Origin of the sequence: Candidatus Tisiphia endosymbiont of Ptychoptera albimana (assembly GCF_964026605.1) — a bacterium.
Classification (GTDB): domain Bacteria; phylum Pseudomonadota; class Alphaproteobacteria; order Rickettsiales; family Rickettsiaceae; genus Tisiphia.
This window is the reverse complement of sequence record NZ_OZ032164.1, coordinates 597,737-624,062: the sequence shown is the minus strand read 5'-3', so window position 1 is coordinate 624,062 and position 26,326 is coordinate 597,737. Positions and strand designations below refer to the sequence as shown.

The following is a 26,326-nucleotide window of genomic DNA, read 5'->3' as shown; positions in this document are numbered from 1 at the left end:
TTTTAGGTGGCAACGAATGAGTTATATAGAACCTTAATGGGTTATAAAACAATAATTTTTTAAAGCAGAAGGTATAATTGTATTTTTTAACTTAGTGGATAGAAATTTTATAGTATACTACATGGATTTGGTAGATAATAGTACTGTGATAACTCATTTGAGTATACATATTTGAAAGACTATAAATGATTACAGAATGTTAATATATAAACGTTATATAATAAGAAATATTGTACCATCCTTGGTGATAATTATTTTCTCGATCACTAGCCTTGTATGGATTACTCAGATATTAAAGTTTTTGTACTTAATTGATAAAGGAATAAAAGCTCAGGATTTCTTAAATTTAATTATTTTAGTTATTCCATCTTTGCTATTTATTTTGCTACCTTTTGCAACTATTATCACTATTATTTATACTTATAATGCTTTAAGTGAGAGGCGTCAGATAATTATTCTGCAAAATTTGGGATTAAGTAATATACAACTAGCTAGTCCAGCATTGATTGTAGCTTTGACAGTTACGTTATTTGCTTATTATATTTCGATTAGTTTATTGCCATTATCTTATGCAAAGCTTAAATCAGATCTTAATTTCATGAAAAATAATTATGCATCCACCCTACTAGATGAGAAGACATTTAATACAATTTCTAAAGATATCACAGTTTATTTTGATAAAAAATTGGCTGATGGTACTATGAAAGATTTAATCCTTTTTGATAATCGTAAACATGATAATCATGCAATTTTATTTTCTAGATTGGGGATATTTAAAATATATAATAACTCTTCATTTTTCCAACTAAAAGATGGAGCGAGGCAGGAATATGACTATAATGGTAATTTAACTAATTTATCATTTGATGTTCTAACAGTAGAGTTAGTCAGTAATGATGCTAAAAGATTGGTAAAGGACGAGTATAGTCGAGAAATCAATGAATATTATATTCATGAATTATTAAAACCCAACAATAATTTATCAAAGCAGAGACAGATTAAATTAGTTGCTGAGGGACACCAAAGATTGATTTGGCCAATGTATAATTTTGTACTTGTTTTTCTAACATTGTCGGTTTTTTTAAGACAGCCTTATAATAAAAAATCTAGTCTGAGGCAGATTCTAATTACAGCACTTTCTGCAATAATTATCACATATTTACACTTTGTATTACAAAATCTTGCTTCTAAAGATTCAAATTTTATCTTTGCTTGTTATGCTAACATTATTATCGCTATTATTTTAAGCCTGTATTTATATTTTCGTAAAATTATATGAGTTTTCAAGATTTACCACAATTCCTAAAAATTTTAGAGCAAAATGGTCTCCTAAATCGTATATCTTATCCCGTATCATCCAACCTTGAAATAACAGAAATCAGTAGAAGAGTTTTAAAAAAAGATGGTCCTGCTCTTTTGTTTGAAAATGTTATTAGAGATGATGGGACTAAGTCTGATATGCCAGTTTTAACTAATTTATATGCCAGCACGCGGCGGATTGCCTTAGGACTTGGTTTAAAAAATACAGAAGAGTTGAGGAAATTTGGTGAATTGCTAGCTTTTCTTAAAGCACCAGAACTACCTTCTTCCTTTAAAGAAACCTTTGCTATGTGGCCACTCGCCAAAAGAATATTGGCTATGTCACCCAAGATTTTGTCAAAAGCTCCTTGTCAAGAAGTGATAATTAATGATCCTGATGTTAATATATTGCCGATACAAACCTGCTGGCCTCTTGATATTTCGCCACTACTTACTTGGTCAATAGTTGTTACAAAAGGACCTAGTTTAGAAAAAATAGATAATTTTAACCTTGGTATATACCGAATGCAAGTAGTAGAGCGTAACAAACTTATTATGCGCTGGCTTAAAATGCGAGGTGGAGCTCAGCAACATAAGCGTTGGCAATCAGCAAAGATTGATCCTTTCCCTGCTGCAGTGGTTATTGGAGCAAGTCCTGCCGTGACTATGGCTGCTGTTATGCCGCTACCCGATAATATGTCTGAGTATAATTTTGCTGGATTATTAAGAGGTAAGTCAATTGAACTGGTAAATTGCGTCAGTATAGATATGAAAGTGCCAGCTCATAGTGAAATTGTTATTGAAGGGCATGTAAGTTTTGATGAGTATCTACCAGAAGGACCATTTGGCGATCATACAGGTTACTATAATGACGTTGAATATTTTCCAGTATTTAATGTTAAGACTATTACCATGAAAAGACAACCTATATATTTAAGTACTTATACTGGTAAAGCCCCAGATGAGCCATCTATACTTGGTGAAGCATTAAATGCAATGTTTATTCCGATAATTCAACAGCAATTTCCAGAGATCGTTGATTTTTGGTTACCACCTGAAGGTTGTTCTTACAGAGTTGCTGTGGTATCTATTCGTAAGGCTTATGCAGGTCATGCAAAAAGAATAATGATGGGGATTTGGTCATTTTTAAGACAATTCATGTATACAAAATTTATTATTGTGGTAGATGATGATATAGATATTCGTGACTGGAAGGAAGTGGTTTGGGCAATATCTACTAGGGTAGATCCTTCTAGGGATACTACTTTTATCGATAATTCACCAATAGATTATCTTGATTTTGCCTCACCTGTGTCTAGCCTTGGTAGTAAAATGGGAATAGATGCAACTAATAAAATAGTCCCAGAAACTAATAGAGTTTGGGGTAAGAAAATAGAAATGACTAGTGAAGTCGTTGAAAAGATTGACAAAATTTGGGATATGCTTGGTATAGCTAAACCGAAAAAGTTTTGACCAAAAACCGTCATTGTTTCGCAACATGTCTATTACTTTACTTTATCAACTTCCACCAAAACCATTTTTTAACATATAATAGGTTACGTATTGGAGTTTTTATCACAATTAATAATAAGCCAATAGAAAAAAGACACCATACTGCTGGCCATTCATTGATATTATCAGTTGTTAATTTCGCTAAAGTTGGACCTAAAAGAAAATGATATATAACCATTTTCCACGAACCATAAAGTATTGGAATGACAAAGACTATCATATCATATACGATAAATCCATGCGTTCCAAAAAGCATAGGACCATCAACTAAACTATTACCAATACCATTAGTTGGCACTAGCCAAGCAATATGCCAATTACCAAAAACAGAACACAATATTTGCCCACATAAAGGTCTACTAGGATTACAACTACCAGCCCAATCAAAAGGATATAGTTGTATTATCATTATGATACTACAACAAGAACAAGCAAAATATACAAAATAAGCAATCTTATCTCTAACTTTTTCGTCTATAAAATATAAATATACTGCATTAGCAAAAAATGGTTGGATTGCAATATGTAAATATCCTAATAAAGTAGCAATTTGATTGGCTGGATTATTACATTCATTAATTACTGTATAAGTAAATGCTTGCAAAGCCTCCATTAGTGTAAAATAACCTAAAGCAAAGCATAGAGGCAATGGTTCTTTCTTATAGACGGAATATATTGTTGTTATTATACCAATAGTTGCCAAAACAGCAGAAGCCTCGCCTGACCAACACATAATAATTTTAAATAAATTTAAATAAGGAAATACTATTGAAATTTTAACAAAAGTCAAGAATTAATATATAATCTACTTGAAAAAAGGACTCTGATACTATCTTAACGTGAGTTATTAAATAATTTTTTCTTAAAACACTTAGTGTTAGAAATTTATAGTATATATTATATACTCAAATGACTTGAAGAATTGGGATTGGATATAGTGGATAATATTTCTAGTGATGAAATAATCAAAAATATAAAAAAAGTTAGTGATAAATACCAAGAGATAATACTTTGTCTTATGCAGGGCAGGGGGAACATGATCCCTGCATCTCTTATTGATATGGATAAAAATAGAGTTATATTATCAAGCTTAAGTGAACAATTTATAAAAAATCCTGAAAAATTTTGGCAACTAAATATTCAGTATGTTGAGAAATTTCAGAATCTTGTCATAAATTCAGTAGAGAAATTTGTAGGGAAATCAACCACTCCTCTTTTTTCACCAAATAGTAAAGATAGAAGGTTTAAGGATTTAGCTTGGCAGGATAATGCGTATTTTGATTTTGTTAAGCAGTTCTATTTAATGTCTTCAGAATGGTTACAGGATAATATCGAACAATATGAACTAGCACCTGACCTTAAACAACATTTGGCATTTATGACGCATCAATTTATTAATGCCTTCTCTCCGTCAAATTTTGCTTTTGGTAACCCGATAGTTCTTAGTAAAATTTTGGAAACAGGAGGTCAGAATCTTGTTCAAGGCTTAGAGAACTTTCTTGCAGATATAAGAAATTCTAGTGATATATTAAATATAAAAACTACCGATAATAATGCTTTTTTACTTGGCAAAAATATAGCTACTACTAAAGGAAAAATTGTTTTTCAGAATCAATTAATACAGTTAATATGTTATGAACCTAAGCAAAAAACACGGGCGATACCATTACTTATAATTCCACCCTGTATTAATAAATACTATATACTTGATCTATCTGAACATAATTCAATGGTAGCATTTCTTGTCGAACATAATTTTCAAGTATATATGGTCTCTTGGGTTAATCCCGATGAAACTCTATCTGATAAAAGTTTTGAGGACTATGTAAAAGAAGGAGTTTTAGAAGCTTGTGAATATATAATGCGGTTTGGATATAACCATATTAATGCTATTGGTTATTGTATTGGTGGAACTTTTCTTGCAACTGCTGTTGCTTATCTGAAGGCAAATAATTTAAATTATATTAATAGTGTCAGCTTTATTACTACCCTTTTAGACTTTAAAAATCCTGGGGAAGTAAGTATTTTTGTCAATGAGTCATCGATTGCCATGATCGAACAAGAAATGAATTCTAAAGGATATTTTGATGGTCGTTATTTGTCGAATAGCTTTAGTTTGCTAAGAGCTAATGATTTAGTATGGTCGTTTTTTGTTAATAACTATCTGCTTGGTCAAACTCCAATGCCATTTGACTTATTATATTGGAATGCTGATCCAACGAATTTACCAACTAATATGTATAGCTACTACTTACGTAATATGTATCTAAATAATTTATTAAAAGAACCGAGTAACTTATCATTATTTGGTACGCCAATTGATTTGAGCAAGATTGACTGTAATTCTTTTTTCCTTGCTGCAAATGACGATCATATAGCTCCGTGGCGATCGGTGTATGAAGGATTAAAACTATTAAAAGGTAACAAAACTTTTTGTCTTACAAGTTCTGGACATGTTGCAGGGGTGGTTAATCCTCCTGCAATGTCTAAATATAATTATAAAACTAATAAAGACTTAACCTTGACTAGTGAATCATGGTTTATTAATGCTGACGAGCATCAAGGATCATGGTGGTCTTACTGGCTTACTTGGTTAGAAGATAATAGTGGTGAGTTAATAAAATCGATAGATTATGATAGGTTAAAATCCATCGAACTTGCCCCCGGCAAATATGCTCATAAAAGAATAGTTACCTAATCTCAGATATAAGTATACTGCTATGATTTCAAGAGTTTCGCGTAAATTGTGTGTAATACCTTTTTTATCCTCGCATAAGTTTTTCTATTATTGACTTTATAGGAGTATGGTTTAGAATTAAAAATGAAGTAACTGCAAAGTTACTTTGGGGTGTAGAAACCTGTAATCCACTAATGGTAAGCATCAACCATTAAATGATGTATCCTCGACTTTATGGTCGGGGAGATGATAGCTATGTTCAGGACTTAAGGTGCAAACCTTAAGTCTAAAGGCTATCGTAGCTGTTTAGTGGCAGTTTTTCTAACTCCCCGATCGCCAAAGTAATCTATCAAGGTTCTTTGGTGGTTAAAACTTAATAACTTTAAGTTTAATCATAAAGGGGATACTGCTATGACATATACAACAACTTTACCTTCTGAAGCAATCATCTTTTTTGATCCGGCTTATGACCATCCTAAGGATATAAAACTTAGAGATGATGTCACTACTACCAGCCAACAAGAAGGACTAACAGTAGTTGAAATTATCGAATCTAAAGGACCTTATGACCACAGTACTTTTGGTAAGTTAATCCGCCGAGTAATGAGCTGCAATAATAAGCCTGTCACCATCCTCATTAACGAAGATATACGGCATACAACAATTAACACTCTACTTTGGTCTGTACTTGGTACTTTGTCATCTGCCGGTCTAATTACCGTTACTACTTACGAAAGATTCTATAAAAAAGTACTCTTGAAAAAAGTAAATATAGAGGATGATTATTTTTTATACGTGGCTGCTACTTATTGTAAAAACCATTATAAATTTGGTAATGAACAATTAAATATTTAATACAGATGAGTAATATACTTCTCGTAAATGAAGAGTTGGTAGACGATAGTATAACTTCAAGAAGAGCTAGGCAGGGCAGTAGCAAAGTCGAGCTGCTAGGCGTAATTAGTACGTGAGCAGCGGATATCTTTAGACATGACGACGCCAATTCTTGAAGTTCTACCTGAGTATACTATGGTTACTTAGACACTCTTGCTAGCCTGATAGTTATTATGTCTGAATTTAATTCAATATTAGTCATATATTCTGGCGTGAAATCGCTAGCAAATTCACTTAAGGTTTGTTCGAGAATAAATTGACTGTGCTGCTGGACTATTAGCATAAAATCTAGTTCGCCAATAATTTCTAGAAAGATTCTGTCACTTATAGCAAAATTGGCATCTTTTCTTGCTTGTTGAATAAAGCGTACCAAATCTCTTGCTATACCTTCTTCGTATAATTCTTTTGTTATGTCTAAATCTAGCAATATTAGTCCATGATTATTGGCTAAAGATTTTGTACCTTTAACATTTTTAGGTTGTAAAACTAGAGAGAACTCGTCTTTATTCAGTTGCTCTCCTGCTATTATTAGATGCTCAGAGGTAAGCTGCCACTGATGTTTTTTAGAGGCTATTATGATATCTTTGACTTTATGAGGTAGACGCTTACCTAAATTAGGAAAGTTAATCGATAATTTATGATCGGCATAATTTTCTACATCATCTCTATAAATTACTTTTTTAACATTGATCTCATCTTTAATCAATTCTTCAAATTTTATTAATAATTCATTATTGTTGCTAATGATTGTTAAACTACTCAGTGGTTGTCGAGTCCGAATATTTTCACTACTTCTAATGAATAAAGCATTACTACAAATATCTAATATTTGATCCATAGTGCTGACCAAATCATTATCAACTTCTATCGTATCAAGTTTAGGAAAATCTGCTAAATGAATACTAGACTTCCTACAAAACTCTACTTCTGCTGGTAATTTGGACAATGGTGCGGTACTCGAATCCTCACGTACACTAGAGTACGCTGTGGTTCTGCGTTCCGCGTCTCCTTCAAATTCCTCAGCATAAGCGACTTTTGCAGAAAGTCTACTATCATCTTTCTGTTCTAGCCCTGTGAGTCCCAAATAAATTTCCTCAGAAATTAATGGCAATAAACTGGATTGAGCAATAGACATTATTTCAAGACAACTATACAAGGTATTATAAGCGTTTTTCTTATCTTGATCTTTTTCACTTTTCCAAAAACGATTCCTACTTCTTCTAATATACCAATTATTTAATACTTCAAAAAAATCGGCAATGCTACTATAAGCTATTTGACTGTCAAAATTATCTAACCCATGCTGAATTTTTTGTACTGATATTTTTAGTTTTGATAAAATATAACGATCTAGCACATTTTGAGAATTAAAGTCTAGCTCAGCTTTGATCTGATCGCTATTAGCATACAAAGTAAAGAAGTGGTAGGCATTCCAAATGGGTTTGATAAATAAACGTAGGCTCTCATAAACCATTTTTCCGTCTTTATCGATCAATAATTCCTGACCTTTAACTATATTGGTAGAGAGCATGGTGACTCTTAGAGCGTCAGAACCATATTTATCAAATAATTCTAATGGATCAGCATAATTATTAAGACGCTTTGATAATTTTTGTCCGGTGCTATCTAATATAACTCCATGGCAAATACAATTTAAAAAAGGTGGTTGGTCAAAAAGGGCTGTTGACAGTACCATTAAAGTATAGAACCAACCGCGTGTTTGTGCTGAATATTCTACTATAAAGTCAGCAGGAAAATGTCCTTCAAACCACTCTTTATTTTCAAATGGGTAATGTGCTTGTCCATAAGGCATAGAGCCGCTTTCAAACCAACAATCAAAAACATCTTCTACTCTAACCATCATTGATTTACCGGTTGGATCGTCTGGATTTTTTCTAGTTAGCTGATCAATAAAAGGTCTATGTAAATCAACGATTGTCACTCCAAAATCTTTCTCTAGCTCCTCTATTGACCCATATACATCAATTCTTGGATAAGCCGGATCATCCGACTTCCACACTGGTAGAGGCGTCCCCCAAAATCTATTGCGACTAATTGACCAATCTCTAGCATTTTCTAACCATTTGCCAAATAGATTATCCCTGATATGCAAGGGTATCCAGTTAATTTGTTGGTTTAATTCAACCATCCTGTCTTTAAATTCGGTAACTTTTACATACCAAGAAGGAACTGCTTTGTATATAAGAGGGGTATCAGTACGCCAACAATGTGGATAATTATGAATATATTGCTCGGTTTTAAGCCAATTACCCTGATTTTTTAGCTTAATAATAATTTGATCATTAGCATCAAATACTTGTAAACCAACAAAATCATAAATTTCTTTGGTGTATTTTCCAGCATTATCTACAGGACAAACGAGTTCTATTCCTTGAGATTGACAAAGAATCTGATCGTCTTCACCAAAGCCGGGAGCCATATGTACGATACCGGTGCCATCTCCTTCAACTACAAAATCTCCGGAAAGAACTTTGAAGCTACCAGGATGGTTGGAAAAATAATCGAATAATGGTCGGTAAGTAAGATTCAGGTTTAATAGGCACTTACCTTCAATTATATCATAATTTGTGTCAGCACTAAGCCCTAATTCTTTGGAATATTTTTCCAAAGCAAATTTAGCCAAAATATAACAAACCTGACCATTTGGCACTAAAGCATATTCAATATTTTCTCCAATGGCTAATGCTAAATTAGCCGGCAAAGTCCATGGCGTCGTAGTCCATGCCAGCATTCTATACTCATTATAGGGTACAGAACTTGGCAATTTCTCATTAAGTACAAAACTTACCGTAACCGCCTTATCAGTTCTTTCCCTATATGAATTATCTAGCCTAGTCTCAAAATTAGATAAAGGTGTCTCACATGCCCAAGAATAAGGCATTACCCTCATCGATTCATAGAGAAGTCCTTTTTTGTATAACTCTTTAAAAGCCCACAAAACAGATTCCATAAAGGCTTTATCCATGGTTTTATAGGAATTATTGAAATCTACCCATCTTGCTTGCCTATTGACATATTCCTGCCACTGATCAGCATATTTCATGACCGATGATCTACAATGCTCGTTAAATTTATCAATACCAAAATTGATGATGGCAGTTCTACCAGAAATACCCAACTCCTTTTCTGCTTGCATCTCGGCAGGTAGTCCATGACAATCCCAACCAAAGCGTCGCTCAACTCTTTTGCCTTTACTGGTTTGATAGCGTGCATAAACATCTTTGATAAAACCAGTTAGCAAATGTCCATAATGTGGTAATCCGTTAGCAAAGGGTGGGCCATCATAAAATACAAACTCATTATTTTGCCCATTAGACCTCTTTCGAAACTCTACTTCTGCTGGTGATTTGTACGTCGATGCGGTACTCGAATCCTCACGTACATTAGAGTACGCTGCGGTTCTGCGTTCCGCGTCTCCTTCAAATCCCTCAGCACAAGCGAGTTTCGAAGTAGGTCTACTTTCTAATGATGGTCTAGCATCTATAGTTTTTTGGAAAATATTGTGCTTCTGCCAATAAGCTAGAATCTTTTTTTCAATTGCTGGAAAATCAACATTAGATTGAATATCAGGGTAGTATTTTTTAGTCATGTTTATAATATTGAGTATTATGAAAATAGTCGAATAATTGGTATATCGACAGGGTTTGGTAACTTTAACATATTCTTACATTTAGAGGTCATAGTTATAATATTGGATAAGGATTTAGTAATATATTGATCAGTATCTACATTATTTTCTGACTCATCTTGAATATAGTAAAGTATTGAAGTTATATAAACACTGAGTAACAGACCTCTCTTAGTATAATAATTATAATCTATAGACTTATCACCTGCATAACGCCAAATTGAGTCACATGTACGAAAAGCTATTTTTGTTGCGAATATGCTGTTTGATGGTGTGGTAAAATAACTGCGATTCTTCAAATGTATAAGTTTAGGTGTACAATCTTTTATTCTAATTCTTAAAGCTAAATCAATTTTATCCCTTATTTTAATCGGAGTTTCTTGTTGAGATAGCAAATCAAGCATGTTCTGGTCTTGCCAATTTTCAAAGAAATCAACTATTTCTCTTAGACCATTTGGAAAAATTATATGACAATACCCCTTAACAAAACCACATTCCTTTTCCGTATCTGCCAATAATTTATTATTCCACTCATCAAAGATTAGCAGTTTTGCTAGAACTTGTACAAATTGTACTTTCAAACTATAATATTTTTCGTAAGTAGTCATTAAATGCATCTTTTAATCTTGACATATAAGCTTAGTATATAGATAATGTTACTATCATTCAATAGTCTAGTTTATATTAAAAAGGGGGTAATTAAAGTGATACTAGTAAACGTTCATGCTGGGAATGGTGAGCAAGCAATTAAAAATTTGAAAAGAAAAATGCAAAGAGAGCTTGTGTTCCGTTCAATGAAAATGTCGCGTTTCTATGAACCCCCTTCAGTAAAACGTGTCCGTAAGGATCAAGAAACAGAAAGAAGGAAAAGAAAAGTTGCTCGTAAACAACTAATGGAAGGCTGATGGTTCTTATTTTTTAGCCCCCTGCCTACGCAAGGGTTGTATACTGCTCGTAAATGAAGAGTTGGTAGACGAAGGTCAACTTCAAGAAGAGCTAGGAGTGTCAAAGTCGAGCAGCGGAGCGTACATTAGTACGTGAGCAGCTTCGATCTTTAGACACGACGACGCCAATTCTTGAAGTTCTACCTGAGTATACTAGTAATTTACGTGGGAATGACATCGTGTTGCCGTGGTTACATCGTTTCTTTCCTGCAAGCAAGTCCAATGTTAATAGACTTACTGCATAAGTCAATCTAGTTGGTGATTTTGTCGTCGAAACTCGCCTCCGCTCCTCACGTACGTCTGTGTACGCGAAGGTAGCCGGCTTCGTTTCTCCTAAAAATCCCTCAACTATCTTTGATTTATGCAGCAAGTCTAATATTTGAGATATTATGATTATTAGAACATATTTTTGCTATATTTTTTTTATAGTTTTAATAATATCATCTTTTATGATGCATACTCACGCAGCTGAAACAAAGAGTGCTAATTTATATATTATAAGCGATAAAGCTTTTGTTGGGGATCGTAGTCAATTGCTAGGAGTAGCAAGAGAAAGCGAGAAGTACTTTAAAAGCAAGTCTGTTAAGCTGAATGTTGAGGAATATGATAAAGCTCAATTAGAAACCGTTAAGGATCAAATTAGCAGTAACAAAAATCTTGCCATTATAGTTTCAGTTGGTTATTACGGCATAGAATCAATAACTAAATTAAAGTCAGATCCTGAACTGGCAAAAAAGATTATCGCAGTACATCTTTCTCACCAACTATTAAATAATGGCACTTTATCACACAAGCAACTTGTCCAAGAAAAACGTGATAATTTTTTTGGTGCAGACATAATAGCATTGCCTAGCCATGCATTAGATAAGCAGAATACTAAGCTTACTGGCATGAACACTATACTTCTTACTACTAATGGGGTAGCTCATAATATGCAGGTCTCTGATATTGAATCAGAATATGGTGCATTTAAATCAATGTTCTCTTCCTTTGATAAATATTTAGCGGTGATTTTAGCAGGGGATGTCCCGGAAAATGGTACATATCATTGCTACACAAATAAAGAAGCCGAGAAGTTAGCCGAATATGTTAGTAATCTTGCATTAAAAAATAATTATTTCGTATTAGTATCCAATGGACCGCGTACAGGAAAATATGATTGCCAAAACAATAAAGAGCTTAGTGTACATGAAAAAGATAGTATAATGGACACGGTGACATCAAGTTTCCAAAGGGTTTTACAAGAAAATCGAGTACCCTTTAAATTATTTGACTTTAAGAAAGGACAACCAAGTATGTATAAGGCTATTCTTGGAGCCGTTTTATATAACAAGCATAGTTTGATTATAGTACCAGGTGAGTCTACTTCTATGGTCTCGGAAACCGTAGATATGTTACCTGCTAAAACTGTTACGGTGTATTATAACTCCACAATGAACGAAACCCATAAAAGACATATAAAAAACGAGTTTAATGAAGGAAGAGTGTCAATTATTGATGAGAATATGCATCTTCATTTACCTAATAATATGCGAGCTAAGTATTATTCTGCTAGTGAGAATATAGCTAAGGAGATATATACTTTGTGGCATACTCGTACAGTTACTATCCCAAAGGTTATTAAATAGACTTGCTGCATAAATCAAAGATAGTTGAGGGATTTTTAGGAGAAACGAAGCCGGCTACCTTCGCGTACACAGACGTACGTGAGGAGCGGAGGCGAGTTTCGACGACAAAATCACCAACTAGATTGACTTATGCAGTAAGTCTAATAGACCTGTCCCATACTTTCATCCTACTCTTACTATAGTGAAACCTATTGAATTAGGTGATACAAACTTTGTGTCATACCTGCGAAAGCAGGTATCTAGATTCCCGCTGCGGCTAGGAATGACAACTTACAACCCCTGCGAAAGTAGGGGGTCTAAAAAACTATTAAACATTTTAGATTCCGCTACCTACGCAGGAATGACATCAAAGCTGTTTCAGAACCTAGGTTAATTATATAAAGTGCGAAACTCCTGATAGAGAATTTTCAATAATCTAAAGATTTTACTTCTAAAAGTTGTTTTTAACAACTTTTGAAGTTATAGTTATACTCAAATAATTTTATAATATTAATTTAGATAATTTAAACTATGGGTAAAAAAATGTCATTACCAGAATCAGAAGAAATTTTATCCGCAATAAAACAACTTCAAGAAAAGATGAAAACTGAACAGGGTATATTTGAAGAAGCTGATAAAGACCTTAAAGGTTTACAAAAAGATATTCAAGACAAGCAAAAAGCATTAGATACTCTAAAAGATAATTTGCAGCAAGAAGATAATGATGCATTAGAATTGTTGGGAAAACTTTGGAAACAGCAGGAAAAAATAAAAGGACACCTAGCTGCTCAATCAGCAGACGCAATAATACAAGCAGTTCAAGAACAAAATGAATTTATAGACTCAGAGTTAGAACTGATCAAGCAGCAATATGAAAACATTGTATCAAATCTTGAGCTATGCCGAGAGTTTGAGCGGTTTTTACATGAAGATGGACAAGATACTTCTCATAGGAGCATTGAACACAAAGAGGCATTTGCTAAATTCCTTGAAGGAAGTGAATTACTTAAAGAAGATGACAAAAAAGAGTTACTTGAGAAAAATTTGCAGCTTATGACCGAGCTTAATGCCAGTATGCAGAATTTAGAAAAAAGAGATAGAAATTTAATCGAGCAAAAAAAGGAGTTACAAAAGAAAGATTTAGCTGATAATTTAACAGTTGATGCTCAGGCAATACTACAAAAATTGTTTAAGGAACAGCAAGCGGAGATAGAAAAAGAAATAGAAGTTATATTAGCAGAAAATTCTACAATAGTGGAGCAATATAAAAATGTAAAACTACGAGAAGAAGAAATAAAGAAAATCCAAGGTCAAATAGAGCAAAAAACTCAAATCATTGAGCAAAGCAAGCAAAAAGAAGAGCAGTTGTTTGAAGAATTAAAGCAATTGGAACAAAAATCTTACCCCCCTCTATCCAGTGCAAAACAACAAGAAGGTTTCGTCAGTCATTATCCTATATTACAAGAAAGAGCTAATGATGTTGAAGCGTCACTGAAACGTCAAATTGAGATTAATGAACTGATAAAACAGCAAAAAGAACTGACTAGTGTTGAAAAAGCAAGAGCAGATAATTTAGACCAGCAATTAATACAGCTACAATTGTCTACAAAGCAAGAAATACAAGCACATCAAAAATTAATAGATGACCTCCAAGACGAGATTATAGGTCTGAAAGGAGAAAAAGAGCAGAAACAATTTAGTATGCCTACTAATGAGAAAAATTGGGCAGATGAACTACAGGAGCTAAGTGAATCAGATGGATCTTTGTCAGATCAGATAGATAAGTTAACCAGTGAAAATGATAATTTAAGAGCTAAGTTAGAAGAGACAGAGAAAAATGCAAAAGAACAGCTAGTAGAACTTAGTGGGGAAAAAGAATTAGAGTATAATAAAGCAAAAGAAGATTATGCAGCAGAATTGCAAGAGATAAATAAGGAAGTATCAAAACTAAAATCAGAGCAGCAAGAAAAACAGGCAGAGCTAGATAGAACAAAAGAAGAATTAACCGGTACTAGTAAGAAATTGTTTGAAGCTGAAAGATTGCATGGACAAGAAAGTAAGCAGGCTAAAGAATTACAAGAACAGGTAGAGGAATTAAGCAAGACTCAGCATCAATTAACGACTGAGTTAGAAAAAACAAAAGAGGAGAAGGAAAATCAGATAAAGGCTCTTACTGAAGCAAAAGAAGTTGCCAATTTGGATTTACAGGTAGCAGAAAAAAAATATGCAGCAATGCTTGAAGAACAATCAGAGGCAGCTGCAGTAAAATTGCAAACAATAAACGAGGAGTTATCAAAACTAAAATCAGAGCAGCAAGAAAAACAGATAGAGCTACAAAGGACGAAAGAAGAATTAACCAATACTCGTGAAGAATTGGTTAAAGCTGAAGAATTGCATGGACAAGAAAGTAAGCAGGCTAAAGAATTACAAGAACAGGTAGAGGAATTAACCAAGGCTCAGCATCAATTAACGACTGAGTTTAAAAAAACAAGAGAGGAGAAGGAAAGTCAGATAAAGGCTCTTACTGAAGCAAAAGAAGTTGCCAATTTGGATTTACAGGTAGCAGAAAAAAAATATGCAGCAATGCTTGAAGAACAATCAGAGGCAGCTGCAGTAAAATTGCAAACAATAAACGAGGAGTTATCAAAACTAAAATCAGAGCAGCAAGAAAAACAGATAGAGCTACAAAGGACGAAAGAAGAATTAACCAATACTCGTGAAGAATTGGTTAAAGCTGAAGAATTGCATGGACAAGAAAGTAAGCAGGCTAAAGAATTACAAGAACAGGTAGAGGAATTAACCAAGGCTCAGCATCAATTAACGACTGAGTTTAAAAAAACAAGAGAGGAGAAGGAAAGTCAGATAAAGGCTCTTACTGAAGCAAAAGAAGTTGCCAATTTGGATTTACAGGTAGCAGAAAAAAAATATGCAGCAATGCTTGAAGAACAATCAGAGGCAGCTGCAGTAAAATTGCAAACAATAAACGAGGAGTTATCAAAACTAAAATCAGAGCAGCAAGAAAAACAGATAGAGCTACAAAGGACGAAAGAAGAATTAACCAATACTCGTGAAGAATTGGTTAAAGCTGAAGAATTGCATGGACAAGAAAGTAAGCAGGCTAAAGAATTACAAGAACAGGTAGAGGAATTAACCAAGGCTCAGCATCAATTAACGACTGAGTTTAAAAAAACAAGAGAGGAGAAGGAAAGTCAGATAAAGGCTCTTACTGAAGCAAAAGAAGTTGCCAATTTGGATTTACAGGTAGCAGAAAAAAAATATGCAGCAATGCTTGAAGAACAATCAGAGGCAGCTGTAGCAAAATTGCAAACAATAAACGAGGAATTATCAAAACTAAAATCAGAGCAGCAAGAAAAACAGATAGAGCTACAAAGGACGAAAGAAGAATTAACCAATACTCGTGAAGAATTGGTTAAAGCTGAAGAATTGCATGGACAAGAAAGTAAGCAGGCTAAAGAATTACAAGAACAGGTAGAGGAATTAACCAAGGCTCAGCATCAATTAACGACTGAGTTTAAAAAAACAAGAGAGGAGAAGGAAAGTCAGATAAAGGCTCTTACTGAAGCAAAAGAAGTTGCCAATTTGGATTTACAGGTAGCAGAAAAAAAATATGCAGCAATGCTTGAAGAACAATCAGAGGCAGCTGCAGTAGAATTGCAAACAATAAACGAGGAATTATCAAAACTAAAATCAGAGCAGCAAGAAAAACAGACAGAGCTAGATAGAACAAAAGAAAAATTAACCGGTACTAGTAAGAAATTGCTTGAAGTTGAAAGATTGCATGGAAAAGAAAGTGAGCAGGCTAAAAATTTACAAGATCAGGTAGAGGAATTAAGCAATGCTCAAAGTCAACTAATGACTGAGTTACAAGAAACAAGAGAAGGGGCAGAAAGTCGAATAACAGGACTTACTAAAGAAAAAGAATCAGCAACTCTCGACTTACAGGCAGCACGATTGGCCTATGAAGCAATGCTTAAAGAACAATCAGAGGCAGCTGCAGTAGAATTGCAAACAATAAACGAGAAATTATCTCAACTAAGATTAGAGCAGCAAGAAAAACAGATAGAGCTACAAAAGACAAAAGAAGAATTAACCAATACTCGTGAAGGATTGATTAAAGCTGAAGAATTGCATGGAAAAGAAAGTGAGCAGGCTAAAGAATTACAAGATCAGCTAGGTGGGTTAACCAATGAGAATAATAGTTTAAAAACTCAGTTAGAAGAAATAGAAAATGAAAGAAAACAGTTAGAAACACTTAGTGGAAAAAAAGATTTAGAGTATAATTATTTAGAGGCAGAATACGAAAAACAACAGGCAGAGCTAAAGAAAATTCAAAAAGAATTAACCGAAGTTCAAGAAGACCTAACGTTGGATAAACTTATTTCTGATGACCAAAATAAAAACTTTAAAACTCAGCTAAATAAAGTAACCGACGAGAATGAGGGGTTAAAATTTCAGTTAGAAAAAATAAAAAAAGATACAAAAAATCAGCTAGAAACACTTAGTGCAGCAGAAGAATTAAAGTATAATGCTTTAGTAACAAAACAAAAAGGGGATATAGATGAACTTTGGGGGAGGTTGAAGGTTGCTCAGGAACATGCCCAAAGAATCCAAGAAGATGAACAGGCTAGGGTAACAGAGCTTAGAGATAAGGATATTAGGATAGCTGCTCTTGAAAGCCAAAATGCCGCGCTTCTAAGTCAATTGGAAAAGTTACAAATTAAGCCAGAAGCATACGAAGTTGGGATTCAAACGGATAAGATAGCTGGTAAGTCAATAGGTACGGAAACAGAGACTATTACTAAAGAGTTTAGAGCAGTGATGGATAGTGGCGTGTCTGTAGATAAAGTATTAGTTCAGGATAAGACTAAGGGTAATGTTTATGACGATGATAAAATATTGCAAGCTTTTAAGGAATTGTCAAGAGAGCAAGTTCAGCCAATTGTTAATAAATTTTCTTTGCAATCTACAAGCAGTTTTGCTCAATTTGCCCAAGAAAATGTTGGTAAATTATCCGAAGCATTTCGGGACTCAAATGTACTACGAGAGATAGAAAATATTGAACAAAGAGGCTATACAGATATTCATAAAAAATTTGCAGCTGAGTATAAAGATATTGCATGGCAAGAAAATATTATATCCCCAGAATCAGGTAAAACCTTTAACTTGAAGCAAAACGGTAAGGATGTTGTGACAATAAATGAAACAACATTGAGTTATGATGTAAGTCATGATGACAAAAATGCTAAATATAAAACTAGAGAGGGAGAAGAAATTAAAAATGCTCGTATGGTAAATATACCGTTATCTATAGATATGCAGGGGGCGTGCCATATGTCTTTTGCAGTACAAGATACAAATGGACGTAATATTGGTAAAGAAGATGCTGTATATTTGACTGCTCACTATAAGAATGGCAAGTTAGTGCATCTGACCAAACCTACAGAAATATTTTCTTGTTCTGATGACAATAAGTCACCTTTATATTTGAAACGTAAGGGTAAAACTTATACTTTACCAGTAGATAAAAGCACTCTTGAGCAACTTGAGCAAGAAGTCCTTAAAAACAAAGGAGAATATGTAGGAATAGTTAAAAATGCCCAGGGTAATATTAGGGTAAATTCAGCTGCTGTTCACGGGTTGCAACCTGATCGTGTAACAGCTGACCCTCTTTTTAAGGATGCGTCTCAGCTATTACATGATGCTAATGCCACCCCTGCTCTAGATGGTTCTCTAGATATGAAAGGACTTGCTAATAAAAGAACTAACCGAAATGTAGGTGGTAGTAGAAATCCTTAACGAAAGTTGCTAATTATGTAATAATTAGCAACTTGTATTAAAATTTCACTGATCCATTAACATAGAAAGAGTGGGTAGTAAAACTTTTCTTTAAACTATAATCGTAACCAGCACCTAATTCAAGTGCTGATACAGATTGCATGTTTATACAACCTCCTAAAGTGTACATAACATTCTTTGGAGATGGTCTTAGAGATTTTGTGATAGCTACTGTTTGAGTATGGTGTTCTATGCTAGTAAAATTAATGATGTCGGTTGAATTATTTAGTAGAACAGTCTGATCTAGTTTAAAGTGTACCTTAGGAATAATTGAAATATTTCTTACTAAAATGCGTTTACTGAAATCAATTCCAGTTTCAAATGATACTCTTTTTCCTTTCCTAGTTGGTACATTAATATTAAAATCTTTCCTATATTCTGTAAAATTTTTGATTAGAAAACGATCAAATATTATTCCTACCATTGGTTTGAACAAAAATTTATCTAAATCAACTTTATAGTGAGTTTCAAGCTTCGCACGTCCTACATAACCGTTAGTCTTGCTATTAATTGATATAGTATCTCTTTTCCCTAGATTTTTAATAAAGGCTTTACCATATTTAAGATAAGAACTCAGATACATATTTTGTGATAATGTATATTTGCTGTAAACTGCAGCTACATGTAAAATAATATTTTGCTTGTCATTAAAGATGCTTTGAAATTTAGTATATGAATTTGCATTAGCATATGCGATTCCTATAATAAGTTCATCAAGAGGCTGTGCATCAAAACCTAGAACGAAGCCTTGCTGATTATTTTTAAAGGGTAAAGTATTTCCTTTTTGTTTGCTAGTAGAGTTCATAACTTGAATCCACCCTCCTTTTTTAATATAATAATCATTATCCCCTGCCGCTACCATATTTACCCTATTAGGTTTTAATAGATTATTTCGAGTACTTAAAGCGTTTGAAGTTAAATCCAAGTAATCAAATTCTATATATGTAGTATATTTTGCTATATTTTGTTCGATATCAAAATTAATAGGTGAGATATAAGATTCTTTTTCAGCTAATATTGTAGTTTCTGCAGAAATTTGGGGTTCAGTTGCAGTTGCAATAGGTTGAACATCAGATATAAGCTGTTCATCTGCAGGATGTTCAGGCTCAGGAAGTTGCTCATTAGCTACAAGATGTTCATCCTTCTGAGGTTGCTCATTAGCTACAAGACGTTTATCTGCATCATGTTCAGCCTCTTGGGCTTGATCATTAGTTACTATTGGTACATCCTTTTCTTTAAACAATTCTTCTAACCCAAGATTATTTTCATCAAATATATCATGTTCATCCTTCTGAGGTTGATCATTAGGTATAAGATGCTGCTCATTAGCTGCAAGAGGTTGAACTGCAGGAGGATGATTTTCTACGAGGACTACATCTGCAGGAGGTTGAGGTGCAGCTGCAAGAGGTTGAACTGCAGGAGGATTATTTTCTACATGGACTACATTTGCAGGAGGTTGAGGTACAGCCTCAAGAGGTTGAACTGCAGGAGGATGATTTTCTACATGGACTACATCTGCAGGAGGTTGAGGTACAGCTACGAGAGGTTGATGATCAGCTACAAGATGTTCATCTGCATCATGTTCAGCCTCAAGAAGTTGCTCATAAGCTACTATTGGCACAGCTTCTTCTTTAAACAATTCTTCTAACCCAAGATTATCTTTATCAAATACTTCATTTTGAACAACATCTGCATTATCATGTACAGCTATACTCCTTTTCTGCCTTTTAGTTTTGTAAGGTTTCGGTGGATTCTCATATTCATGTAGTTCTAAGTTGTTTTTGCTTACCCCTTGTTTGTTGTCCACATTGTATACTACAACTTGTTCAACTACTGCATGCATTGTTGAAGATTGTTCTTGAGTTATTGGTAGGGGAAATGTTACTACTGCTACTTCAGTACTATTTTGAGAGGATGCAACATCTTGATCAGATGCTTCATTTTGAGTTCTATCTATTTCTAGAGCTTGAGATTGTAATATAGGAAGAGTTGAAGAATATCTTCTATATAATCTTGGCGGTTTAGATTCTTCGTCATCTAGTTTACTATCTAAGGATTCATCACTAGAATCAAGATTTGAGGTATCTGATGATCTTCTTGAATAATATTGTGGATCGAGTGGTGCTAATGAAGATGACCGTGAAAACCTTTTGGGAGTATCTATGAGTGATTCATCTTCAGAGTTGCTCCACTCTTCCTCTTCAGATTCTGGTATGCTGCTGTTATAAGAAAAAAATCCTTTGTCTAGTGATTGGGGTCGGGGGAGTTCGAGGCTAAACGTACGAGTAATAGTTTTCTTATCTTGATAATATTTAGGTTGTTCTGTTTCAACGCTATGTCTGCGAGTAATAATCTCCTTACATTGATTATTACCGTCATTTTCTGTTGCAAATTCTTGAAATTCGTTGTGTAAACTTTTAGTGTTTACTAGTGGTATAGCTTTATCGGTTAGCGTTTCATTATTAGGCTGAGTGGTATCTGATATTAGAGGCATAACAACAGAATCCTCTACTTGGTATGGTAATATCTCTGTTTGCATACTTAAGCTTGGATTTGGATGTGGGTCATTAAGAGGTATATAAGGTGATTTTACTGACATCAAACTATTAGAAGCTTGAGGTTGTGCTTTGATAATAGAAATAATGCATGCTGCCACATTCTTAAATTTCTTCTTTGGTAAAGTAGGTAATGAATTATTAGCCTCTTTACAATCTAACTTAGATTCAAAGTATTGTTTTGTTTCTTCTAATTTGCGGATTTTATCTTCTTTTATATTGATAGCACTTGATAGTTTGTCGTAATGATCTTTTTCTTGGTTGAGTATTGACTCTTGCTGTTCTATGTTACTCATATCCTGTGCCAAATCTTCTAACTTTTGATTTACTTCCTTAAGATTAATATAGAGAGTTTCTTTTTTGTTATCATCGTACCTTAGGTCTTGTGGAGATATGTCTATTTTTTTTAAAATTTTAACTATACTTGAATGATCTGAAAAATTGTCTTCGTAAATACTTTCGGGGTTTGTGTTTACTACGTTATATTCGCTCCCTCCTTGTTTGTTGTTCTCATTCTTCAAATATACAGCATCTTGATATGAGGTTTCTTCTAATTTTTTTTTTATTTTTGATAAAGATTCTTCCTTTTCTACCAAAGCCTTTCTTTCAGCGTCTGATTGAGCTTTATCATATTCTTTAGAATATCTCTTTATTAGTTGCTTTATTGCGGTTAAACCTTTCTCCTTTATACCTTTCCGTGTTTCGTTATCTGATATTTTTTCTTCGATCATTTCTTTCTCTAAACTATAATCTCTGTGTAAATTAAGTAATGTTAAATAATCTGCTTCTAGTAACTCAAGTGTTCCTAGATAATAATTGTTTTGTGAACCAAATTCTTTTTTCAACTCATTGTCATAATCCCCAAATCTGTCTATTATTTGTGAATTACGTGTTTGCTCTAGTCTTTTCAACTCATCACGAGCTTCATCAATAAGTTGCCAAGTTGTTTCTATTTCATTTTCAAAGTATTCTCTATTAATAGTTGGGTTTGGATGATGTAAATTTATTTGCTCATTTCTTAGTCCTGCTGCCAAAACATTAGATGTACCAAACCCTTGTAATAAAAAAAACAGAATAAACAAAAAAAGAAAAATTATGCACCTTGTTACTAAATATCTATTAGATATATATCTATTAAATCTATTAATAAGAAAATTATTTTGTAACTTGTTAAATAAAACCATTTTATTACCTATCAGTTAATTTATTTATTAAAGATTAATTAATGTTAATGCAATTGTCATAGAGAGGGAAAGTAAAAACTGTATTTATAATTTTATTTTTAAAGAACGATTTACTAATATGTGATAAAAATCACGATTACAGATTAAGTATATTGTTATAAAGCATGACTTTAAATATGAGAGAGTCGCCAAGAAAGAGGTAAAGTAAGGAAAGAATATTAAGTGAAAATGTGATTTGTCGACTTCGAATTATTGATCTTTAATTTTAATTCATCAAGGTTGAATGTTATGTTGACAATCGCTCCCCCCTCGTACTTGTTTGCTAACTCTAGTGTTGCACAATGATCTTGTGCTATTTTTTTGATAATGGCTAGCCCTAAACCAGTTCCTTTGGATCTAGTCGTTATATAGGCTTCTGTAGCCCTATCAATTAAATTTGCTTGGAATCCTACTCCATTGTCATTGACTGTAATAGTAATCTGATGGTTAGACTTGGTTATAGAAACAGCAATAACACCTTGTTGAAATCTAGTAAGTCCTATAGATTCTTCGGCATTTTTTAATAAATTAACCATAATCTGATTAATTTGAGTTGTATCACAGATAAAATCTATGTGTTCATCAGTTGTGATGAATTTATATGATATTTTATCATTAATTAATTTTCGTGATTCAACCATATTCTTTATAAGAATTACTAGATCACAATCCATAAATATTGGGGCTGGTAGTCTTGCAAAATTAACAAATTCAGAGACAATTTTTTTAATATCGTCAGTATGACGTACAATCATCTGTATGTATTTGTTGAACTCTGTCTTATCTTCAACTTGATTACTAAATTTCCTAAGTAATCTTTCGGAGGCAAGATGAATAGGTGTCAAAGGATTCTTAATCTCGTGAGCTACTTTCCTTGCTACGTCAGACCAAGCAAGTGCACGCTGAGCTATAACTAGATCTCTTTGTTGATGGTCAATTTGTTTAATCATCCTATTAAAAGCTGAGGATAAAACGCTTATTTCATCTTTATTAACAAGGTCTTCTGGTACTTGAATAGTTAAGTCACCATTTTTAACCTTTTCAGTAGCAAGCACTAATTTCCGAATAGGCTTTACTATCTTTGTAGCAAAAATCATTCCCCAGCTTATTGCAGCTAATAGCAGTAATAAAGCAATAAAAATAAATACTATAGAAAATTTGATCTGCATACTGGATATATGTTTTTTAAGACGATAATATTCTTCAGCTGCACCGTTAGTTTTATCAATATGATCAATAATTTTAGCATCAATCAATCTACCTACCAACAAATATATATCATTATGATCTTTAAGTTTTGTAAGCATTCGAATCTTTTTAGGATCAGATTTTATCTCAACAATTTCTCCTAGCTCAGCTCTTTTCATTAAATGAGCTGGAATAGTAGCAAATGAAATTGCAAAACTTAAGAATGTATTAGCAATAACAGTATTAGTAGGTCTATGAAAAACTATAGCTTCATCAAGAGAACGCATCTCAACTTCAGTATTTAATGCTTCATTAAATGAAAGGGGATTATGTATTAGATTATAATACATCTCAGTTAAATCATCAGCGACAGATAATGCTGTTTCTCGTAACTGCAGTTTATGTTCGTCTATATAAGATTCTGCGACTATTATCGACTGATCAAGCACAGCAGAAATCTTTTTATCGAACCAAGATTGAATGCCAAAATTAAAAAAATATGCTGAAAACACTGAAACAATAATAGTTGGGATTGTAGCAATCAAACTAAAGGCAATAATGATACGATTTTGTAATTTCGAAGACGTCTCCCTTTCACCTTTATCAATAAAATCTCGTAAAAATTTACGAGCTAATAAAATGCCTAAAAGTAAGAATACAGCAAGATCTACTAATATAAGCCCTATAACTCTACTTGGGTCTGGACCAAGAGATTTCGACTCAATTGAAATCACATAATAAGTCGAGCAAGCCAATATAATGGCTACAATTATTAGAACAAATATTAATTTACCGCTACTACAATATTTTTTAAGATATCGATAAAAGTAATTCAACATTTTTATTATTCAAAATCATTTGAGTATGCTAGTTACAATTAATTTTCAAGCTATTATTATATCTAGTTTAAACCTAAGCAAATTCAAGTAACACCTGCCCACTAACCACCTGATCTTTCTCATTAACTAAGATTTTAGCAATTTTCCCATTACGTTCAGCAACAAGTATATTTTCCATTTTCATAGCAGTTAAAACCATAATCTCTTGACCAATAACTACCTTACAACCTTCTTGAACCTTAATTGCAATAATTTGTCCTGCAAGCGGGGCATGCAGCTCTGTTTGCTCTTCTTGGATATTTTTTGTAATCATCAACGCTTCTAGTTCAGACATCCGTGGAGAACGGACATAAGCTTTAACAGTAATACCTGAATGTGATAACATATAACCTGTTAAGATATTGCCAATTTTTACATTGGCTTTTCTACCATTTACAATACAGGAAAAAAGTCTACTACCTAAGTTCCAGTTACTACGTATATAAATTCTATCATTTTCTTGTCTTATATTATAACCATAATCTACTGATTTAATTAAAACTGGAAATAGTTTATCATCAATTGATACAACCCATCTAGTACCGATTTTATTAGTTTGATCGACTATTTGACCAGAAATTAACGAAGCACGTTTTTGCTCCGCAATATAAACAAAAATGGCTGTAGCTAGGAATATTTTAGTGATTTCAGAAGTTAAGCTTGCTCCAGAAAAACCATCTGGATATTCTTCTTCTATAAACGCGGTATTTATATCACCTGCTATAAAACGAGGATGTGATATTACTGCTTCTAAGAAACTAATATTATGAGAAATACCTTGTATTATGTAAGCACTTAAAGCAGAACGCATAACCTCAATAGCTTGTTCTCTAGTCTCTCCGTAAGTACAAAGCTTTGCAATCATTGAATCATAAAACATACTGACTTCTCCACCAAGTCCAAGACCTGTATCCACACGTATGTTAGCATTTTTTGGTGGTTCTACATATTCAGTAATTCTACCGCTAGACGACAGAAATCCACGCATGGGGTTTTCTGCACAAATTCTAGATTCAAACGCATGCCCTTTTAATTTTATATCTTCTTGAGAAAATGATAATTTTTCACCAGCAGCAATTTTTATCATCTCTTCTACTATGTCAATACCAGTGATCAATTCAGTTACTGGATGCTCAACTTGTAGCCTAGTATTCATCTCAAGGAAATAAAAATTCTTATCTAAATCAACTATAAATTCAACTGTCCCGGCTGAGTAATAACCTACCTTGCTAGATAAAGCTATGGTCTCTTTATACATTTTTTGCCGTATTTCCTCGGTAATAAAGGAGCTTGGGGCTTCTTCAATTACTTTTTGATGGTAACGTTGAATTGAACATTCTCGCTCACCAAGACAAACACTGTTACCATACTGATCAGCTAATAATTGTATTTCAATATGCCTAGGGGACTGAATCAATTTTTCAATGAATAATCTACCATCGCTAAAATTATTTACTGCCTCAAGCTTAGCTGATTCAAAGGCATTAGCCATTTCTTCAGAGTTTTTTACTACTCTCATTCCACGACCACCACCGCCAGCTGTTGCCTTAACTATAACAGGGAAACCTATTTTTTCTGCAATTTCTATGGCCTGATTTATGTTGCTGATAGTACCAATATAGCCAGGGACAGTGCTGACTCCTGCTTCCATAGCGATTTTTTTTGCTTCAATTTTATCACCCATTTTCTTAATAGCAGAAGCATTGGGACCTATTAAGGTAACTCCTTCCCTTTTTAAGATATTTGCAAAATTTGAATTTTCTGATAAAAATCCATATCCTGGATGTACTGCTGAAGCACCACTTGCTCTAATAGCATTTACAATATTTTTAATTGACAAATAGCTCTCAGTGGCAGGAGAATTGCCGATATAATAAGCTTCATCAGCATATTGTACATGCATTGAATGTGTATCTGCTTCAGAATATACGGCAACTGATTTAATACTCATCTTCTTTAGGGTTTGCATTATTCTCAAAGCTATTTCACCACGATTGGCGATTAAAATTTTATCAAATAATGGTTTAGTCATAAAATCTCGTGC

General features: G+C 33.5%; 15 protein-coding genes. 8 read left to right on the top strand and 7 right to left on the bottom strand.

Features of this window, described 5'->3' with window-relative positions; translation table 11 throughout:
- Positions 1–196: 196 nt before the first annotated feature.
- Both AAGD36_RS03005 and AAGD36_RS03000 read left to right on the top strand, forming a co-directional pair.
- Positions 197–1,279, top strand: coding sequence for an LptF/LptG family permease (locus AAGD36_RS03005; RefSeq protein ID WP_341755892.1), 1,083 nt, complete (start codon positions 197–199; stop codon positions 1,277–1,279).
- Positions 1,276–2,772 carry a UbiD family decarboxylase gene (locus AAGD36_RS03000; RefSeq protein WP_341755891.1) on the top strand — a complete coding sequence of 499 codons (1,497 nt, stop codon included), beginning with the start codon at positions 1,276–1,278 and terminating at the stop codon, positions 2,770–2,772. The genes AAGD36_RS03005 and AAGD36_RS03000 overlap by 4 nt, the downstream gene beginning before the upstream one ends.
- Positions 2,773–2,809: 37 nt before the next feature.
- Here AAGD36_RS03000 and AAGD36_RS02995 read toward each other — a convergent pair whose 3' ends face one another.
- A complete protein-coding gene (locus AAGD36_RS02995) occupies positions 2,810–3,544 on the bottom strand; it encodes a DUF5765 domain-containing protein (RefSeq protein ID WP_341755890.1) in 735 nt (244 codons plus the stop codon).
- A 204-nt stretch (positions 3,545–3,748) separates the two neighbouring features.
- Between AAGD36_RS02995 and AAGD36_RS02990 the strand changes: the two genes are divergently transcribed.
- Both AAGD36_RS02990 and AAGD36_RS02985 read left to right on the top strand, forming a co-directional pair.
- Positions 3,749–5,509, top strand: a complete 1,761-nt coding sequence (locus AAGD36_RS02990) for a class I poly(R)-hydroxyalkanoic acid synthase (RefSeq protein ID WP_341755889.1) — start codon at positions 3,749–3,751, stop codon at positions 5,507–5,509.
- Positions 5,510–5,899: 390 nt separating this feature from the next.
- Positions 5,900–6,343: a hypothetical protein gene (locus AAGD36_RS02985; protein ID WP_341755888.1), complete on the top strand. Its 444-nt coding sequence runs from the start codon at positions 5,900–5,902 to the stop codon at positions 6,341–6,343.
- Between the two features lie 178 nt (positions 6,344–6,521).
- Here the strand turns inward: AAGD36_RS02985 and ileS are convergent, their stop codons facing one another.
- Both ileS and AAGD36_RS02975 read right to left on the bottom strand, forming a co-directional pair.
- Positions 6,522–9,992 carry an isoleucine--tRNA ligase gene (gene ileS, locus AAGD36_RS02980; protein ID WP_341755887.1) on the bottom strand — a complete coding sequence of 1,157 codons (3,471 nt, stop codon included), beginning with the start codon at positions 9,990–9,992 and terminating at the stop codon, positions 6,522–6,524.
- 17 nt (positions 9,993–10,009) lie between these two features.
- A complete protein-coding gene (locus AAGD36_RS02975; RefSeq protein WP_341755886.1) occupies positions 10,010–10,639 on the bottom strand; it encodes a COQ9 family protein in 630 nt (209 codons plus the stop codon).
- Between the two features lie 96 nt (positions 10,640–10,735).
- On the opposite strand from AAGD36_RS02975, the gene rpsU reads away from it, so the two are divergent.
- Positions 10,736–10,936, top strand: coding sequence for a 30S ribosomal protein S21 (gene rpsU / locus AAGD36_RS02970; protein ID WP_341748434.1), 201 nt, complete (start codon positions 10,736–10,738; stop codon positions 10,934–10,936).
- A gap of 100 nt (positions 10,937–11,036) precedes the next feature.
- Here the strand turns inward: rpsU and AAGD36_RS02965 are convergent, their stop codons facing one another.
- A complete protein-coding gene (locus tag AAGD36_RS02965) occupies positions 11,037–11,345 on the bottom strand; it encodes a hypothetical protein (RefSeq protein WP_341755885.1) in 309 nt (102 codons plus the stop codon).
- Positions 11,346–11,424: 79 nt separating this feature from the next.
- Between AAGD36_RS02965 and AAGD36_RS02960 the strand changes: the two genes are divergently transcribed.
- From AAGD36_RS02960 to AAGD36_RS02950, 3 genes are all read left to right on the top strand, one after another.
- Positions 11,425–12,603: a hypothetical protein gene (locus AAGD36_RS02960; RefSeq protein WP_341755884.1), complete on the top strand. Its 1,179-nt coding sequence runs from the start codon at positions 11,425–11,427 to the stop codon at positions 12,601–12,603.
- A gap of 2 nt (positions 12,604–12,605) precedes the next feature.
- Positions 12,606–12,785 (top strand): hypothetical protein, encoded by a 180-nt coding sequence (locus tag AAGD36_RS02955; protein WP_341755883.1) that lies wholly within the window; start codon positions 12,606–12,608, stop codon positions 12,783–12,785.
- Between the two features lie 328 nt (positions 12,786–13,113).
- Positions 13,114–18,399, top strand: a complete 5,286-nt coding sequence (locus tag AAGD36_RS02950; RefSeq protein ID WP_341755882.1) for a hypothetical protein — start codon at positions 13,114–13,116, stop codon at positions 18,397–18,399.
- Positions 18,400–18,436: 37 nt separating this feature from the next.
- Here AAGD36_RS02950 and AAGD36_RS02945 read toward each other — a convergent pair whose 3' ends face one another.
- From AAGD36_RS02945 to AAGD36_RS02935, 3 genes are all read right to left on the bottom strand, one after another.
- Entirely contained in the window at positions 18,437–22,177 is a 3,741-nt protein-coding gene (locus AAGD36_RS02945; protein WP_341755881.1) for an autotransporter domain-containing protein, read from the bottom strand.
- A 218-nt stretch (positions 22,178–22,395) separates the two neighbouring features.
- A complete protein-coding gene (locus AAGD36_RS02940; RefSeq protein WP_341755880.1) occupies positions 22,396–24,243 on the bottom strand; it encodes a PAS domain-containing sensor histidine kinase in 1,848 nt (615 codons plus the stop codon).
- A gap of 73 nt (positions 24,244–24,316) precedes the next feature.
- Complete coding sequence (locus AAGD36_RS02935) at positions 24,317–26,314, bottom strand: acetyl/propionyl/methylcrotonyl-CoA carboxylase subunit alpha (protein WP_341755879.1); 1,998 nt, start codon at positions 26,312–26,314, stop codon at positions 24,317–24,319.
- Positions 26,315–26,326: the final 12 nt, after the last annotated feature.

What these genes read in the sequence shown, in the direction of transcription:
- AAGD36_RS03005 (WP_341755892.1), top strand. Translation starts at nt 197, where the DNA reads ATGTTAATATATAAACGTTATATAATAAGAAATATTGTACCATCCTTG.
- AAGD36_RS03000 (WP_341755891.1), top strand. Translation starts at nt 1,276, where the DNA reads ATGAGTTTTCAAGATTTACCACAATTCCTAAAAATTTTAGAGCAAAAT.
- AAGD36_RS02995 (WP_341755890.1), bottom strand. Translation starts at nt 3,544, where the DNA reads ATGTGTTGGTCAGGCGAGGCTTCTGCTGTTTTGGCAACTATTGGTATA.
- AAGD36_RS02985 (WP_341755888.1), top strand. Translation starts at nt 5,900, where the DNA reads ATGACATATACAACAACTTTACCTTCTGAAGCAATCATCTTTTTTGAT.
- ileS (WP_341755887.1), bottom strand. Translation starts at nt 9,992, where the DNA reads ATGACTAAAAAATACTACCCTGATATTCAATCTAATGTTGATTTTCCA.
- AAGD36_RS02975 (WP_341755886.1), bottom strand. Translation starts at nt 10,639, where the DNA reads ATGACTACTTACGAAAAATATTATAGTTTGAAAGTACAATTTGTACAA.
- AAGD36_RS02960 (WP_341755884.1), top strand. Translation starts at nt 11,425, where the DNA reads ATGATGCATACTCACGCAGCTGAAACAAAGAGTGCTAATTTATATATT.
- AAGD36_RS02950 (WP_341755882.1), top strand. Translation starts at nt 13,114, where the DNA reads ATGGGTAAAAAAATGTCATTACCAGAATCAGAAGAAATTTTATCCGCA.
- AAGD36_RS02945 (WP_341755881.1), bottom strand. Translation starts at nt 22,177, where the DNA reads ATGGTTTTATTTAACAAGTTACAAAATAATTTTCTTATTAATAGATTT.
- AAGD36_RS02940 (WP_341755880.1), bottom strand. Translation starts at nt 24,243, where the DNA reads ATGTTGAATTACTTTTATCGATATCTTAAAAAATATTGTAGTAGCGGT.
- AAGD36_RS02935 (WP_341755879.1), bottom strand. Translation starts at nt 26,314, where the DNA reads ATGACTAAACCATTATTTGATAAAATTTTAATCGCCAATCGTGGTGAA.